Origin of the sequence: Acinetobacter sp. ANC 4204 (genome assembly GCF_002135205.1) — a bacterium.
GTDB lineage: Bacteria > Pseudomonadota > Gammaproteobacteria > Pseudomonadales > Moraxellaceae > Acinetobacter.
In genome coordinates, this window is record NZ_NEFZ01000003.1 from 218,688 (window position 1) to 235,923 (window position 17,236).

The 17,236-nt window shown below is 41.1% G+C and carries 13 protein-coding genes, 1 tRNA gene and 1 pseudogene; 3 read left to right on the forward strand and 12 right to left on the reverse strand.

Features of this window, described 5'->3' with window-relative positions; genetic code table 11:
* Positions 1–69: 69 nt before the first annotated feature.
* The gene (locus tag B9T36_RS08630; RefSeq protein ID WP_086209090.1) at positions 70–1,161 is read right to left on the reverse strand and encodes a DNA/RNA non-specific endonuclease; all 1,092 of its coding nucleotides are present in this window, start codon (positions 1,159–1,161) and stop codon (positions 70–72) included.
* Between the two features lie 255 nt (positions 1,162–1,416).
* On the opposite strand from B9T36_RS08630, the gene B9T36_RS08635 reads away from it, so the two are divergent.
* On the forward strand, positions 1,417–2,037 hold the full coding sequence (locus tag B9T36_RS08635; protein WP_086209091.1) for a hypothetical protein: 621 nt from the start codon (positions 1,417–1,419) through the stop codon (positions 2,035–2,037).
* Positions 2,038–2,094: 57 nt separating this feature from the next.
* Here B9T36_RS08635 and B9T36_RS08640 read toward each other — a convergent pair whose 3' ends face one another.
* Positions 2,095–3,972, reverse strand: a complete 1,878-nt coding sequence (locus B9T36_RS08640; RefSeq protein WP_086209092.1) for a potassium transporter Kup — start codon at positions 3,970–3,972, stop codon at positions 2,095–2,097.
* A gap of 121 nt (positions 3,973–4,093) precedes the next feature.
* Between B9T36_RS08640 and B9T36_RS08645 the strand changes: the two genes are divergently transcribed.
* A tRNA-Ser gene (locus B9T36_RS08645) sits at positions 4,094–4,184 on the forward strand.
* A 183-nt stretch (positions 4,185–4,367) separates the two neighbouring features.
* The gene (locus tag B9T36_RS08650) at positions 4,368–5,564 is read left to right on the forward strand and encodes a tyrosine-type recombinase/integrase (RefSeq protein ID WP_086209093.1); all 1,197 of its coding nucleotides are present in this window, start codon (positions 4,368–4,370) and stop codon (positions 5,562–5,564) included.
* Positions 5,565–5,600: 36 nt separating this feature from the next.
* Here B9T36_RS08650 and B9T36_RS08655 read toward each other — a convergent pair.
* The 10 genes and pseudogenes from B9T36_RS08655 to B9T36_RS08700 all read right to left on the reverse strand — a co-directional run bounded on the left by B9T36_RS08655 (position 5,601) and on the right by B9T36_RS08700 (position 17,195).
* Positions 5,601–6,615 (reverse strand): annotated as a pseudogene (locus B9T36_RS08655) (Fic family protein).
* A gap of 1 nt (position 6,616) precedes the next feature.
* Positions 6,617–9,715 carry an HsdR family type I site-specific deoxyribonuclease gene (locus tag B9T36_RS08660; RefSeq protein ID WP_086209094.1) on the reverse strand — a complete coding sequence of 1,033 codons (3,099 nt, stop codon included), beginning with the start codon at positions 9,713–9,715 and terminating at the stop codon, positions 6,617–6,619.
* A 60-nt stretch (positions 9,716–9,775) separates the two neighbouring features.
* Positions 9,776–10,336, reverse strand: coding sequence for a GTP pyrophosphokinase (locus B9T36_RS08665; protein ID WP_086209095.1), 561 nt, complete (start codon positions 10,334–10,336; stop codon positions 9,776–9,778).
* Between the two features lie 18 nt (positions 10,337–10,354).
* A complete protein-coding gene (locus B9T36_RS08670) occupies positions 10,355–11,500 on the reverse strand; it encodes a restriction endonuclease subunit S (protein WP_086209096.1) in 1,146 nt (381 codons plus the stop codon).
* Positions 11,497–13,050 carry a type I restriction-modification system subunit M gene (locus B9T36_RS08675; protein ID WP_086209097.1) on the reverse strand — a complete coding sequence of 518 codons (1,554 nt, stop codon included), beginning with the start codon at positions 13,048–13,050 and terminating at the stop codon, positions 11,497–11,499. The genes B9T36_RS08670 and B9T36_RS08675 overlap by 4 nt, the downstream gene beginning before the upstream one ends.
* 165 nt (positions 13,051–13,215) lie before the next feature.
* Complete coding sequence (locus B9T36_RS08680; protein WP_086209098.1) at positions 13,216–13,446, reverse strand: helix-turn-helix transcriptional regulator; 231 nt, start codon at positions 13,444–13,446, stop codon at positions 13,216–13,218.
* Between the two features lie 79 nt (positions 13,447–13,525).
* Positions 13,526–14,422 (reverse strand): hydrolase or metal-binding protein, encoded by an 897-nt coding sequence (locus B9T36_RS08685; protein ID WP_086209099.1) that lies wholly within the window; start codon positions 14,420–14,422, stop codon positions 13,526–13,528.
* Between the two features lie 117 nt (positions 14,423–14,539).
* The gene (locus B9T36_RS08690; RefSeq protein ID WP_086209100.1) at positions 14,540–15,583 is read right to left on the reverse strand and encodes a YqaJ viral recombinase family protein; all 1,044 of its coding nucleotides are present in this window, start codon (positions 15,581–15,583) and stop codon (positions 14,540–14,542) included.
* 155 nt (positions 15,584–15,738) lie between these two features.
* Positions 15,739–16,785, reverse strand: a complete 1,047-nt coding sequence (locus B9T36_RS08695; RefSeq protein ID WP_086209101.1) for a DUF932 domain-containing protein — start codon at positions 16,783–16,785, stop codon at positions 15,739–15,741.
* 92 nt (positions 16,786–16,877) lie between these two features.
* Positions 16,878–17,195: a hypothetical protein gene (locus tag B9T36_RS08700; protein ID WP_086209102.1), complete on the reverse strand. Its 318-nt coding sequence runs from the start codon at positions 17,193–17,195 to the stop codon at positions 16,878–16,880.
* Between the last annotated feature and the right edge of the window lie 41 nt (positions 17,196–17,236).

Sequence of the window (17,236 nt, forward strand, 5' to 3'; positions counted from 1 at the left end):
TTACTCTTATTTATGCTTCAGTCATCGAATAAAGCAGCTGAACCTATACACATCCAGCTGCTTAGAACTTTAACGTAACAGCTGCAAAATATATTGCAACAATACGTCAATCAATTGCTTCACAATAGCATCCTGTGTAGCCGAATCAATGCCTGTACTGTTGGTCTGATCTGTGCTTTTTGCACTCGACTGACTCGACCCCGACTTAAAGTCTTTTTGTAACGCTTTGAGCTGCTCTGATGAAACATCTTCCGCACACTGGCTTTCTGCATCCCAATGCGAATATTGAATGGCATGTTGAGCTTTGACAGCATTTGCTGTCAGCGGGAGCTTGTAGGTATTGCGCTTTTGTTCTTCTGTCAGTTGCGGAAACAGATTCATTCCCAACTGCTCTTCCAAATAGCAAACACTGACAACTTTTACCTGCTGTGAATTATCATTCGGTGCATAATACGCCCCAATCGCCCCTGTTTTTGGCATATACACAGCCTTATAAACCGCACTCGGAACAATCACTCCCTGTCCAATGGTTTTAAGCTTCTTGCCCTGAAATACAGGTCCAGTCACTACAAAAACATCAAGCTTTTGTTTGGTCACAATTGCGCGCGTCGCCTCTTCTAGTTCACGCCAGACCTGCTGATTATTTTTAGGGGCTTGCGGTACCATATTGGCCAAAGAAAAACTGTCAAATTGTGCATCTTTATTCGGCATATCGGCATTAGGCGCCATGTGTCCACGGTCATAGCCTGAGCCTCGATAGTCGGACAATGTCGCGCGATGGGTTACCGCAACATTTGATTCCTCATGGAAATTATCCTCGCGCGGGATTTTCTGACTCAGACGTTGTGGCGTCAACGCTTCTGCTACCCACAGTGGTGTTTTTGAAACACCCGAATACATGACATTAAAACCATTAAAGCACAGTGCATAACTGTGTTTGCTCAAACTATCTTTCAACAAATAGGGCGGAGTTTCTCGGTAAAACTGCTCTAAACAGGCTGCATTGGAACTTGGACTTAAAGAGACGTATTGCTGAATTTTTTCCTGACCAAAGGCAATTGCAAAACTTCCTGTTGCCACTAATCCCAAGATGAATTTCAGCCCATTTTGATTAAACATTTTAGATACAGACTGACCTGAACCGCTTTTCTTCTTCGCCATCACAACTACATAAACATCTATTTTTCACGAGCTTAACAATCAGCGTATACGAAGTATATCGCTCTAAAGCTATTCGCATAACAATTAAACAAAACTGCAAATTTAGATGATTTTGCATGTAACAAAATGTCTTTTTTGTAGAGTTTTTCTACGGCAACGTGATGCGATTGCGTATCTTTCATTGCTGTCACTTCAAATTATATGCCAAGGTAAAAAGGAATCGAACAAATAATACATGCCTTTTACGGAGTTCTTATGCATTCTAAAATTTTAATGTCAATTGGTTTAATCGGTACAGTGGTCAGTGCTTCTGCTTTTGCTGAACCACCTATTCAACCCGGCGATACTTTGGAAAGTCTATCTCAAGCCAAAATAACCACAACAGTGAACGGTCAACCAGGCTCAATTCAAGAACTCGTAAATTCAGGGCAAATTAAATTACTTAAACCGAATGTTGCAAATGTTCCCGCTCCTGTGAATCAAGCTACTCAGGGTACGCCAAATGACCAAGCTATGATGCCAACTACAACTCAGACTGAGGCGCCCGTACAACAAGTGATGCCTGATGCATCAGCTCCACAAGAAATCGCCGCCACGCCTACTGAACAACACCCTCTAGCACCGAATGCCGCACTCTCAGTACAACAAGCTGAAGCAGCACTTAATGATGCTGTCGCACCTGCAGCAAATGCAGATATGAACACTGCACCAGCGGCTACACCTCAGCTCGATTCTTCGGCTGAAGCACCTGTAAATGAAGTTGAATCTGACTCATTGCCGTCACCTGATGCACCCGCTCAAGCTTTGCCAGATGCTTCAATGGAACAACCCATGCAAGCGATGCCTGAAGCACCAGTCAATGACCCAATGAACTAAGATCACAATTCATTTATCCTCCAAAAAAACCAGCGTAAACGCTGGTTTTTTTAAAGTTTAAATCTCGATTTGACTACCTAACTCAACCACACGGTTCGGCGGGATTTGGTAGAAGTCACTCACCGGACTGGTATTTCTTTGCATCGAAATAAATAATTTCTCACGCCACGGCATCATGCCCTCACCCACCGTACTGATGATCCGCTCACGTGAAACGAAGAAACTGATTTGCATCAGGTTATATTCAAGCTCAATCGCTTGATAAACGGCTTCAAGTGCATAAGGAATGTTCATTTCGTCTTTAAAACCATAATACAATTCAACGCGATAGAAATGTGGATTCATGGTTTCAACATGGAAACGATTTTGTTCCTCTACATACGGCACATCCTGAATTTTGACTGTCAAAATGATGTTCTTTTGATGTAACACTTTATTGTGCTTCATATTGTGTAGCATCGCATGCGGTACAACAGTCGGTGTTCCAGTTAGGAAAACAGCCTCACCTTCAACCCAGTTGGCCTGTTCACCAATACTTTGTACAAATAAATCCAGCGGTAGAGTATCTTGCTGAAGTTTAGCAAAAGTTAATTCTCGACCTTGCTTCCACGTCATTAATAATAAGAAAGCAATACCACCAATCAGCAAAGGGACCCAACCACCTGAAAGCACTTTAAGTGAGGTTGCACTGACCAAGACCAAATCTAAAGTTAAGAATGGAATAATCAGCAGTACCAATTTTGGCATGCTCCATTTCCATGTATAACGAATAAATACAGCAATCAACAAAGTGTCACACAACATAGTCATCGTCACGGCTAAACCATAGGCATGAGAAAGCTGCGAGCTGGTTTGGAAAATCAGAATCAGAATAATAATTGACGCTAACAAGACCCAATTCAGCAAAGGAACATAAATCTGCCCCTGCTCTAAATCTGACGTATGTTTAATATTCAAACGTGGCAAATAACCCAATTGAATCGCTTGACGAGCCAAAGAGAATACCCCTGAAATCACGGCCTGAGAAGCAATGACCGCAGCCATAGTAGCCAAGAAGATCATAGGGTACAAAGCCCACTCTGGCACTAAAAGATAGAACGGGTTTTCAATTGCTGTTGGATCGCGAAGTAATAAAGCCCCTTGCCCTGCATAATTGAGCAATAAACAAGGTAAAACCACAATAAACCATGCCAAGCGAATCGGTACTGGTCCAAAATGTCCCATATCTGCATACAGTGCTTCACCACCCGTTACTGTCAGTACCACGGCTCCCATAATAAAAAACGTCATTAAAGGATGGGTCACAATAAATTGAATGGCCCAATGCGGACTGAGCATGCCTAAAACCAAAGGCGTTTGAATAATGCTCGAAATTCCAAGTATGCCGAGGGAAAAAAACCATAATAAAGTGATAGGCCCAAAGAATTTACCGACAAAAGCGGTTCCATATTTTTGCATCACAAACAAAGCTGTGACCACACTAATTGCAATCGGCACAATATAAGGGTCTAGAGCATCTGTTGCGATGGATAAGCCTTCTACAGCAGATAAGACTGAAATAGCTGGGGTGATAATACCATCCCCAAAGAATAGTGAAGCCCCAATAAAACCAATCGAAATTAAAAGCAATTTTCTACGATCACTAAAATTCGTATTGCGTAAATTGAGTGCAAGCAATGCCATGATGCCACCCTCACCATTGTTGTCTGCACGCATCACAATCGCAGCATATTTAATGGTAATGACCATCGTCATAGTCCAAAAAATAATCGACAGAATACCCAAAACATTCTCTGGGTTAATTCCTAGACCATGTGCAGCATGAAATGATTCTTTCAATGCATAGAGTGGGCTGGTTCCAATATCCCCAAACACAACCCCTAAAGCTGCCAAGGTAATCGCAGGCAGTGCGGCTTTTTTTGCAGTACTTTGCATAATCTTGTCTTCAATTATCGACACTATTTTTGCGAATCATATCATTGAGCTAAAACTTTTGCTCGAATTCAATTGTTTCACCTTGTCGATAGCCCTGTTTTTCGATATTATCCTCCGCCATGGTGAAGTGTCCGAGTGGCTGAAGGAGCACGCCTGGAAAGTGTGTAAACGTTTATAGCGTTTCGAGGGTTCGAATCCCTCTTTCACCGCCAAATTAGCTTCCCGTAGCATCCAACGGGGTACTGAAAGGCTTAAACCACATAGGTTTAAGCCTTTTTTATTGTTTTGTTAAATCCTAGCACATCCATTGCAATCCCCCATATCGTGGGGGATAATTGGGGGACAGACTTTTTAAGTTATTTTTCGTCCCCCAATTTGCACGGATACCATTAAAAATGCTTACTGATGCTCAAGTTAGAAAAATAAAGCCACTTGATAAAAAAAAGCGCTATTCTGACGAAAAAGGACTATATCTGGAGGTTACACCTTCAGGTGGAAGGTTCTGGCGTTTAAAATATAGATTTAATGGCCGTGAAAGCACCCTAACCATTGGTAGCTATCCAGAAATCACACTTGCCCAAGCTCGCCGTGCACGAGATGAAGCACGTATTCAGCTTTACAATAATATTGACCCGAATGCTAAAAAAAATGAACGATTACAACAATTAGATGAAAGTACTCTCTTCAAATCCCTAGCTATGGAATGGATGGAGGATCGAAAGCCCGTTATTAAAGAAGGTACATATTTACGCGACTTGTCTGTATTTGAAAAAGATCTTTTTCCAGCATTAGGAGATATGCCTATTGATCAGATTAAAGGTAAAGATGTCCTTGCTTGTGCTAAACAAATTGAAGCGCGTGGTGCTCAAGAGATGGCTAAAAGATCCATACCTTTAGCTGGACGTATTTTCCGTTTTGCAATTGGTAAAGGTCTGATCGAGAACGACCCTACTCCTCACCTTCAGAAAGTTCTCAAGCCTCGTAAAGTGAAGCATATGGCTCGCTTAGATATTTCTGAATTTCCTCCTTTCTTAGAACGCATGGATCATTATCACGGCAACATATTAGTCAAAACAGCATTACAGTTCATGACCTTAACATTTGTGAGAACTGCTGAACTCATAAACATGGAATGGGATGAAATTGATTTTGAAAGTAAGTTGTGGCGCATCCCAGCTTATAAAATGAAAATGGCTCTACCCCATATTGTTCCTTTATCTCGACAAGCTATTGCACTCATCGAAGACCTAAAACCTCTTACAGGTAATAAACAATTTGTTTTTTATAATCACAGCACTGCTAAGCCTCTAAGCAACAATGCTCTCTTAAGCGCAATTCGAACTATGGGTTATACAGGTAAAATGACGGGGCATGGCTTTCGTGGACTCGCATCTACAACTCTCCATGAGCAAGGATATATGCATGATGCGATTGAAATACAGCTAGCACATACTGTTGGGAACGCTGTATCTCAAGCCTACAACCATGCGCAGTACTTAGAATATCGAACAAACATGATGCAGGAATGGTCAGATTTTATTGATAGTTTACGGAACAAGATTATCCCTTTTCCTAAACATAAACATGCTTAACTGAAAGCTATTGATATTTAAATCTGCTAGTTCTAACTATTTTAATTTATATCTTTGCTTCGGACTTTTCGGTTTATCTGGAATCGTACGCTCAATCACACCTACGTCTATGGCAGGATTAAGATAATTTTTCTGGAAAGTTGCACGGTGGGATAAACCTAAAGGCTGCATCAATTCAGCCAAAGAGTATTCATCCTGACCCATGAAAGAAATTAAATGCTTAACTTGATCGCTTTGCTCTTTATAAGCTTGTACGCTAGCTTGAGCGACAACATGAGCGCCAGCTTGAGCGGTGTCGCTGGAACTCAGTATTGCATCCAAAATCATCTGCAAAATGAATTCAATAAAAGGAGCTGAATCTGTACGATCAGTACTTATTTGTTAGGCTTCGTAATAAGCCTTTTGATTTTGATGGATTAGGCTTTCAACTAGAATATTGGCAAAGATTGGATTCCATCTGCTCAGGATCAATGTTTGCCATAGTCTACCCATTCGACCATTAGCATCTCTGCAAATGAATGTATAAACTCAAATTCATAATGAAATACAGAGCTTTGAATGAGAGGATATTCTTCACTGTCATTTAGCCAATCGAGCAAATCGGCCATGAGCCGATTGATTTGATTGGTAGGTGATGCTATATGCACCACTCGATCACCAGACATTACCCCTACACCACCATGACGATATTGACCAACTTCGTCAATCAAGCCTGTCATTAAAATTTGGTGTGCTTGTAACAAATCTACTTCTTGGCTTGGCCGCCATTGTTGAAATGCTTCATATGCTTTAATGGTATTACGCACTTCTTGAACCTCTTTAGGAGGTGCAATTACTACCTTACTATTTAGAATCGCCTTGATTTGTTCCGTGCTCAGAGTATTCCCCTCTATTGCAAGAGAACCTTGAATAGTACGGATACGATTGGCTTTTCTCAATTTTAAGCTGTCCTAAATTTCTTCCAAAAAAGTCAAACGCCCTATATTCTCACTGATCTGAGCAATCAGATGAATGATTTTTGAGGTTTTGGTATAAGGCGTTGATATTTCATACTAAATCTTACCCCCCACCCCTTTAAACTTTTCAACGAACGCTGCAATTTTTTGAAAAATGCTCTGCTTCTTTGTCAGGTATTGCGGGTTTAAAGGGCTCATTTTAGGCAGAATAGCATTGAGTTCAGTTCCATTATCACTGGCAAATTCCCGTTTCAGCGAGGTTGCAATATAACGTCTCGCTGCATCCTCATTCAGGTTCTCGGAGCCAATCAGCTCTTGTACTTCACGCTGTTGTTCTGCTTGAGCAAAGGTGAAGAAGGTATCAATCACGCTAGCCTTATCACCAATTTGATCTAGGTCTGTTTGGTTAATAAAATCGACCAGTAGGCTTTCTTTGGCACGATTGCCGAGGTTAGCACGGATCACTCGGCGTACATCTTCAACTAACGTTGCCTTATCTTTCACCTTCTTATTGTTCTCAAAAATCAGCTCTAGAATGTAATCCAGATTGATTTCTTGTGATTTCAGCAAATCTACTTCAAAGACTACATCATCCCAATCAATCGTCGATTTTTCTTTTTGTTCAGCCAATTTTTCCCGACCTAACCAATCACGAATATCATTATAAGTAGAACGGTAATCTTGGATTTTTCGTTCAGCTGGCATCTGAATGGTTTGCAGGGCTGACAGATCCTCATCGCTTAAGTAATGTTGGGTCTTGAATACTTCAACTGCCGCAAGGTCATTCGTATCAACATTCTGCAAAGCCTTTAGGCTGGCGTATTCATCGTAGTTTTGCAACACATTTTCTACACGCAAGTATTCGCCAAATAATTTAGTAAAGGCTTTTTTATCTGATTCTTTAAAAATTTCATCGGGGTTAGGAAAGCGTTGTTCTAATTCTTTCACAATGTCCACAAAACCGCGCCGTGCATCACCAGTCACCACATCGGTAAAGCCTTCCATGTATTCCTTATAACTTTTTTCTAGCACCACATTCTTAGTGTTTTTATCACCAAATAAAGTAATCGCATCAATGGTCGCTTGCTCTAGGTCTCGAAAAGTAACAATATTGCCGAACGTTTTGGTGGCATCATAAATACGATTGGTACGCGAATAGGCCTGCATCAACCCATGATAACGTAGATTTTTATCTACAAATAAAGTGTTAAGCGTAGGGGCATCGAATCCTGTCAGGAACATCCCTACCACAATCAGCAAATCTATTTCTTTGGCTTTGACTTGCTTGGCAAGATCACGGTAATAATTTTGAAAACCTTTACTATCAACACTAAAATTGGTTTTAAACAATTTATTGTAGTCCGCTATTGCGGCGTTTAAAAACTCTTTTGCACTACTGTTCATGGCTGAGATATCAAAACTTTCATCCTGAATATCACCTACGGCATCTTGCTCCTCATTGGCTGCAAAGGAAAAAATAGTGGCAATCTTTAAAGGCTTGTCACTGTTTTTTTGCAGGTTGTTGAGTGACTCATAATACAGCTTGGCAGCTTCTACACTACTGACGGCAAACATGGCATTAAAGCCCTTGCTACCCGCTTGTAAGCGGTGAGTTTTCTGGCGGAAATTATTCAGGATGTACTGGCTAATTTCACGGATGCGGTCGGGATGCAATAAGGCTTGTTTGTTTTCCGCTGCACTGAGTTTTTTCTCATCCTGTTCGGTTTCGATGATTTTAAACTGTGGACGTACATCATTGTAGTCCACTTTAAATTTCAGCACTTTCTCATCACGAATCGCATCGGTGATGACATAAGAATGCAACTCACGGCCAAATACGCTGGCTGTAGTTTCAGCACTAAGGGCGTTTTGTGGAAAAATAGGCGTACCCGTAAAGCCAAACTGATAGTACTTTTTAAACTTCTTCTTCAGGTTTTTCTGAGCTTCACCAAACTGGCTGCGATGACATTCATCAAAAATAAATACTACTTGCTTGTTATAAATGGGCAAGTCACCTTCACTTTTAATCAGGTTATTGAGTTTTTGGATGGTGGTGACAATAATTTTATTATCATCTTTATCCAAGTTCCGTTTTAAACCTGCGGTACTGTCTGAACCATTGACGCTATCGGGTGAAAAGCGCTGGTATTCTTTCATGGTCTGATAATCAAGGTCTTTGCGATCTACCACAAAAAAAACCTTGTCAATAAAATCCAGCTCAGTTGCTAAACGTGCTGCTTTAAAACTGGTCAAGGTTTTGCCAGAACCTGTAGTGTGCCAAATAAAACCGCCACTTTCGGTATTGTTCCAGTTTTTGGCTTGATACGAACTTTGGACTTTCCACAAAATGCGCTCGGTAGCCGCAATCTGGTAAGGACGCATCACCAACAAGGTATCGCTGATATCAAAAACAGAGTAATGCAGCAGCACATTCAGCAAAGTATTTTTTTGGAAAAAAGTAGCCGTGAAGTCTTTCAGATCTTTGATTAGGCTATTATCGGCCTTGGCCCAGTTCATAGTGAAGTCGAAACTATTTTTATTACGTGTCGTCGTATTGGCAAAGTAGCGACAATCTGTTCCATTGGAAATGACAAACAACTGTAAATATTTATAAAGCGAGTTTTCGCTATTAAAACTTTCTTTGCTGTAACGGTGTACCTGATTAAAGGCTTCACGAATGGCGATACCACGTTTTTTTAGTTCGACCTGCACCAAAGGCAAGCCATTCACTAAAATGGTGACATCGTAGCGGTTGGCATGACTGCCTTTTTGCTCAAACTGTTTAATCACCTGCACTTTATTACGGCTAATGTTCTTTTTATCTAAAAGATAGATGTTTTGAATACGCCCATCGTCAAAGACAAAATCATGAATATAGTCATCGTGAATTTTGCGAGTTTTATCAATAATATTGTCGCTCGGCCTATCCAAATAGGTTTCAACAAAGCGTAACCATTCGCCATCAGAAAACTGTACGTTATTCAATGCTTGAAGTTGCTCACGTACATTTGCCAACAAAGCTTTAGCATTGTTTAAAATGGGCAAATATTCATAGCCTTGATTGACCAAGTCTTGAATGAATTCGCGCTCTAAATCCCCTTCACTTTGGTAGCTGTCAACCGCTTGCCATTCTTTGCAATATTTATCTAAGACAATAAAATTGTTAGTTTCGGCAATAGGCTTATAATTAGTCATGGTTTTGATTCCATTGATTTTTGACCGAGAAGATAGGTCCAAAGTGATTTTTAGAATTTTTTAGATAAAATTGCGTTTAAATTTTTCGTGATTTTCAATATTGCTTTGAATATCTTCATGATTCCAAATTTGCAATTCCCAAGGGAAATAAAAATTATTTCTGTTTTTAAAGTAGATATGCAAACCACGATAGCCTTCTTTATCCCGCAAATACCAGTTTTTAAGGTTAAGTTCATCTTGCCAGTCATCTAGCAAATCCATCACGCTGTCAATTTCTTCAGTCGTTAAAATAATACGTGCACCAAAAATATCATTAAGCCAATTGTTTACAGGATATTGGTCTTCACGAGCAGAATAGCGCTGTATTTTGTCATCAATACTTTCACGGGTTTTTACTCGGTAAAAATATTTGATGTCTATATCTGCGGTCATCAGGTAGTCATTAATGCTTTCGTGTAAGGTTAAACGGTATTTATAAATATGCGCAGCAGGCACGTGCCTAATGGTTTTAGAGAGGTTAATTTTCTCAATTTTGCCATGTTCAAAATAATCCTTGGAAAAATCACGGTGCAAACGATTGACTTCGCGAATGAGTTGTTTAACTTGACCAATTTTTTCCATGTTGGTGCTCCACAAATGTCAATGTGATTGGATAGAGGATTGAGGAAAACTTAACAGCAAATCACGATAATACTCGTACTGTTTTTGGCGTAGCTCAATTTCACGCGGTAAACCTTCTGTGATAGAGCTTGTCAGAGCGTCAAATTTATCGAGGATAGCGACGATACGGGCTTGTTCATCTGGATTTTTCGGAACTTGAAAGCGATACTCCATTATTTTATCTTTGCTACCTCGGGGCATTTTTGCACCTTTGGCGTGCTGCATGTTGTATTCAAAGAATTTTTCATCAGCTAAAATATGATATAGATATCTAACATTTACCGTGTCATCTATTGGGTGAATAACAAGCACATCTCCGTTTGTTCCACCAACTCGTTCTGCTTGCCATATCTTTTTCAGATAAGGTCGGATATTGCCGATCAAAATATCACCTTTACGATATTCAGTTAAATTCCCTGAAATTGGCACGTAATTCGATTCAGTTTTTCCTGCTCGATTTTGCAGAAGATTATCAACACCTACGTAATTAGTTTCATCAAGGCGCTCAAAGTTAATACGTGTTTTTGAGTACTCTGCAATTCCCGCCAAAGTCTTACACTCTACTTCGCCATCTTTAAAGCTCAACAACTGATCACGATAGTAGTTGTATTGTTTTTTTCTTGTGCTAAGCTCAGCGGTCAGCTCAGCGGTAAGCGCAGTAAATGCATCCAAAATTCGGACGATTTCAGCTTGAATCTCAAGTGATTTTTTTAGATTTTCTGGGCATGGGATGGGGACAAGGATTTTGTTCAAAATCGCTTGAGTCAGACTAGGTCTACCCGAGCCTGTATCTAGAGCCATCAGATCAATGGTTTTAATAAAATGATAAAGATATTTTGGAACAATCTTTGCCGTATTAATTTCCGTATAGTAAATTGTGTCAACATTCCAGAATGGCGTGTCAACATAAAAAATATTTGTAATAGAGCCTTTACGAGGGATCAAAACAGTCGGCTCGCAATATGAGGATGTATCGACATATCCCATGATGCCACCTGATCCGTAAACAGGGACATCTCCCTCATTTAAGCGTTTCCAATCTTTTCCATGTTTTATTTTTGCAACTAACTCCAAAGGTTGCCATTCTACTATCGCACCATCCAGTAGCTTTTCCATAAAGTTCATGCTACGTCCTCAGCTTCAATTTCTGCAACAATTGTATCAATCTCTTTACGAAGTTGATCAATCTTGGCAACAGTGGTTTTTAGCTCGGCATTCAGTTGAGTAATATCAACCGTTTCGCGCATGTCTTTGGCTTCAACATAACTGCTGACAGACAGGTTGTAATCATTGGATTTAATGATATCAAGAGGCACAGACTTGGCAAAGTGATCCGCATTTTCCTTGCTATCGAAGACCTGCATGATCTGTTCAATGTGTTCATTTGTCAGAGTATTGGTATTGGTTTCTTTTTTGAATAATCCACCAGCATCTATAAACTGGGTTGTAGTGTCTGTTTTATGCTTGGATAGAACCAGAATGGTGACAGCAATGGTCGTGCCATAAAACAAGTTTGGTGCAAGCGAAATGACCGTTTCTACATAGTTATTATCTACCAAATATTGGCGGATTTTCTGCTCAGCACCGCCTCGGTAAAAAATACCAGGGAAGCAAACAATCGCTGCACGACCTTTGCTAGAAAGGTAGCTCAGCGCATGCAACACAAAGGCAAAATCGGCTTTAGATTTGGGAGCAAGTACGCCTGCTGGGGCAAAGCGTTCATCATTGATTAAAGTGGGGTCATCCGAACCAATCCATTTCACCGAATACGGTGGGTTAGAGACGATAGCATCAAATGGTTTATCATCGCCAAAGTGCGGGGCGATTAACGTATCACCTAACTGGATATTAAACTTGTCGTAGTTGATGTTATGCAAGAACATATTCATACGCGCAAGGTTGTAGGTCGTGTGATTGAGCTCTTGTCCAAAAAAACCGTCTTCTATAATGTGGGCATCAAAATGTTTTTTGGCTTGTAAAAGTAAAGAACCCGAACCACAAGCAGGATCATAAATTTTATTAACGCTAGTTTGTTTATGCATGGCAAGCTGGGCAATCAACTTGGATACATGCTGCGGAGTGAAAAATTCTCCTCCTGATTTTCCTGCATTGGCGGCATAGTTAGAAATCAGAAACTCATAAGCATCACCAAACAGGTCGATATGACTGCCTTGAAAATCTCCAAAATCTAACCCTGCTACGCCCTTGAGCACAGCAGCCAAGCGGATATTTTTATCTTTGACAGTATTACCCAAACGGTTACTGGTTGTGTCAAAGTCAGCAAATAGGCCTTTAATGTCCTGCTCCGACGGGTAGCCATTGGCAGAACTTTCTATAGCAGCAAAGATAGCAGCTAAGTCAGTATTCAGACTCTCGTTATTATTCGCATTTTTAGCAATATTGCCGAACAATTGACTTGGGTAGATGAAGTAACCCTTGGTTTTAATCGCATCGTCTTTGATATCTGTAGTAATAACTTGGTCAGAAAGTTCAGCATATTTAATGCTGTCGTCACCGCCTTCGATATAACTGGCAAAATTTTCACTAATAAAACGATAAAATAGCGTACCTAAAACATATTGTTTAAAGTCCCAGCCATCAACTGCGCCACGGACATCGTTGGCGATCTGCCAGATTTGGCGTTGCAGTGCTGCGCGTTGTTGGGTGCTGGTCATCTATAAATCCTGTAAAAAATAAGAATCAAAATTAAAAAAAGAATATTAACCTATAGTTAGTATTCAAACACAAAATGTATCAACAATTAAAACTGATTATCCAATCCGTAAAACTAACCCTTAAAAGGCAGATATAAAAAAATAAGGGAGCCGAAGCTCCCATTTTTATTTGCGACTTTGCAACTTAGACTCAATCCACTGATGAACTTCCCACGCTGACCAACCAATACGTGATTCACTTAAACGTATAGGCCGAGGAAATGTAGGATCATAGTATTTTGATTTCTCATTGATCATTTCATAAATCTTAGCTCGACTAATACTCGTAAATTCAATGACTTCTTTAATACTAATAATTTGGTTCATCTGAAAAGTCTGACCTGTGATCGCATTCATGATGTTTCCTCCTATCTCATAATGACGAGCAATTCGCTCACGAAATACGGCAATCCAGTAAGGATTTACTTAATCCAACTCAATTCACCGCCCTTACGCTCTGCTGCAAACCTTTCTGAATTTCCTGTACATGCGTTACGTCATGAGTTTCTTCATGTGGCTGCTGTTTGGATTCATCAATGTAAAACTCCTCCAACACATCCATAGCCTCCTCATTGTTCAGTTCAAATCTGGCATTCTCAAAGCCTTTTCGGGCAATGAAATCTAGTGCTTCCTGATAGAATCCGGCGGCTTTGCTCTGCTCATCCATCTGCCGAGCCGAGTGGATTGCATCCTGCAAGTTCACTCCATCACGCAAAGTCAGATCGACGTAATACACTGGGGTGCGATAACTCTGTGTGGTGCTTTTTCCACGTAAGGTCAGTTGCAATGGCAGACAAGACAACAATCCTCCAGATGCAGCATGATAGTAACTGAGTCGTGCAGCCAAGGTCCTTATACTGTTAAAGCCTGTGGTTCTAAAAATGAAAGTCCCAAGCTCATCTGACTCATCCAAATTCACATACAGACGCCCATAAGGTTTACATAGCCCACCTTGCGCCAATGGACATAAGTCAGGTGATGGGCATGGATAATGTTCAACCCCTTGGTTGGTCAGTCGCTGGCAAGTTTCACCATTCCCAACACAAACAGGGCGTCCTGTCTGACGATCAAATAAACTGTACTCTGCTCGTAGATTCAGCTCAGGATCATTAAAAATCATCCTTACTGGAATACTACGGAGTTTTTGATTGGGCGCTTTGGCTCGGAGTTGTTCATCGAGTGGATGTTTCACCCAGCCCTCTTTATTTTGGATTTGGCTTGTAATGGTGAATTGATCATCCTTTTCAGGGATGCGTTTGCCGCTTTTTTCCACCATCTTGCCGATACTGATTCGCCCAAGTATTGGCGGTGTAATCGCTAAACCTCTGATCATGTTGATATCCTCTTTATGTAAATTGAATAAGCATCAAAAAGCCCATGCTATTGGCATGGGCAGATATGAGTTTGCTTGTTGGTATTTCACTTGATGTTTGTATGGATAAAAATGGACTTATCCAGCATTGGCATAAATCTGAAAACGCCGTGTCCCTTGCTTGGCTTGTGGAAACTGATTTAAATATTCAGGGTACTGTTTGAGTAATGCCTTACTGTCTAAGCTGATCGAGTCTTTAGCCTTTTTCCACGTCACTGAACCCGCCTTAAAGGTGGCACGTTCAGCCTGTTGCATCTTGGCTTGCAGCTGATGTTTAAGTAGGTCAAATTGCTCTTGGTGCTTTTCAACTTGATTGCGTACTCGAATCAGCTGTTCAAACTGTTGATTGGCTTGCTCATCCTCAGACAGGTCAGTCGTACTGAGTGGTACATGTTCTGGATAAAGCAGTTGTAAAGCTTTGGCTGCCGATTCACTGGCATCCGCTTCAGGTGGGGTATCGTTTTCCACACACTCCCAGAAGTAACGCTCTGCATTGATGATGTGTTGAATGACTGACTCTGAGCGAGTCACTTTAAAGATTCGGGTTTCATGTCCACAGAGTAAGACACAGATATGCGCTGCTTTCTTGCTTGTCACTGCCAATTGATGTTGCACTTGGCAAAGTACATATAAAGGCACACCATCTCGCCAGAGTTTCGCACCATATTCCCCTGCGGTTTTACATTCCAGAATTTGTACATCGGCATCTCCCACCACGGAGTAATCCAAGTTGGCCAACATAAAATGCTTGTCTGGATCAGGGTGTTGTAATACGGCATTGACCCGACGGACTTTGTAGTTGGTATGCATGCTGTAGTATTCAGCAACTAAAGGCTCCAGCCTTTTCCCCCAGTACAAGGGTGCATGGCCTTCGCTTTCATCTTCGATGTTTTGTTGAATCCTTCCTGTCTTAACCATCCATAGTTCGAGCATTGACATATAAGGGTTTAGACCACAAGCAGCAGCACAATCACTGCTACCAATGCCCTTGCGTCGTACTTCCAGCCATTCGGCTTGCGTCATATTTTTAGTCTCTACGAAACGTTTTGCGGTAAACAGTTTCGGACGATTAGCATGTATATTTATTGTTGCGTTGTTTGGATGAATTACGGCTGAGTTCATAGTGATTTCCTGTCATTGTTAAATTTTGGGCATAAAAAAGCCGTGTCCGAAGACACAGCTTTGAATAAAGTAGTTAAGTCATTTGTAAGGTTGAGCGTTTAAATATGGTGATATGGCGATGAGTCAGCTTAGGCTAATCAATGGATGCTTAGGAACTAAGCCAACATACGTAAAGCTTGTTCGAGTCCACGTTGCTTAAGCCCTGCTCCAGCACCAAACCATGCAGAATCCAGACGATGATCCTGACTCATGGCACGACGTTCATGATCGGCGAACTCGGTTATACTGCATAGCAAACCGTAAGCGGTGTCTTTGGCTGAACTCAGTTCTGACCCACGACCATGTCCATTAAACATGGTCATGACTTTAGACATTGCACGTCCATTCGGTTCAGTCTTGTTTTCAGCTTTACTGGATTGATTCCCTTGGGTAGCGACATTACGATAGAACTGAATAATGCCTTCATCCTGTTCAATTGGACTTAAGCTGGTATTGTTAAACACTCCATCAAAATATGCTACTGCTTCAGTCTGTGTGACTTTACGCTGACTGAGTTGTTTCATTTCATACATGTGTTCATCCCATGCGCGAACTGAAATACCCAGTTGCTGTTTAATCTTCTGGGCATCGAACTTGGTGCTGTGCGGCACTTTGACTACACCTGCATTGCTTTGTTGACCACGTAATGCAATCGCTAAGGTGTTATTACACACGACACGAATACTGGTGAATTGTGCTGTAGTGGCGAGTGTCCCGTCACAAGCTGTAGCCAAAAGAATGTAGCCATTACTGACATCCTTACCTTTTAAAGCTGAGCTTTGACCTGTACGTGCCAATGCCCAGAACTTCTTACCACCTTTGAGTACACCCGCAGTTTCTAATTCAAAGCCCGATTGCTCAGTTAAATCACGATAAAACTCTAAAATTTGTTTGGGTTGCACTTCCTGATAACGCTGACTGACCACGGACAACGGAGCATGAGTATCCGAACGATAAAGTACTCGCTGTTCTTCATAGGGCATGATGATGCTTTGGCCTCGATCATTTTTAGCCATATAGCTGACATCAGAGGATTCGATGCGCCAGTCCATGCCTGCCTGCTGTGCCCAGACTTCAATCGGCTGATTTTGGGTGAGTTGATTGCCTAAGCCGTGCCAAGGGGTTTCACCGACATAGGCCATTTGTTCAATTTGATGTGCCATGATTTTAATTCCTGTAAAAGTTGTCTAGCCATCAAACTGAATTGATAGGCTTTAATGGGTTAAAAGAGTTATTGGATGAATACATTTAAAAATTAGTTACGGGTGCTTGGACTAAAATCACGATCACAGTCATTGCAGTAATAATGTCGGCTATAAACATGATGAGAGTTGTTTTGGACTTCATCCTCCGTCACCAGCATCCAAATACCACCGATCAGCACCCCGACTAAGGCGCCTGCAATCGGCGGGATGTTTAAACTTTTAGAAACACTGATGCCTAAGGTCGCCAGTGCGAGAGGTGACATCACATTGTTTTGCGCTGAAGGTGAATTGCTGTTGATGACTAAATGTTGTGGGGATTCCAGCAGTACCGTATCTCGGGACTGACAATAAGGACATGGCAAACTCATCTGAATAATTCCTGTAATAAAAATGAGTGAAATAAAAAAAG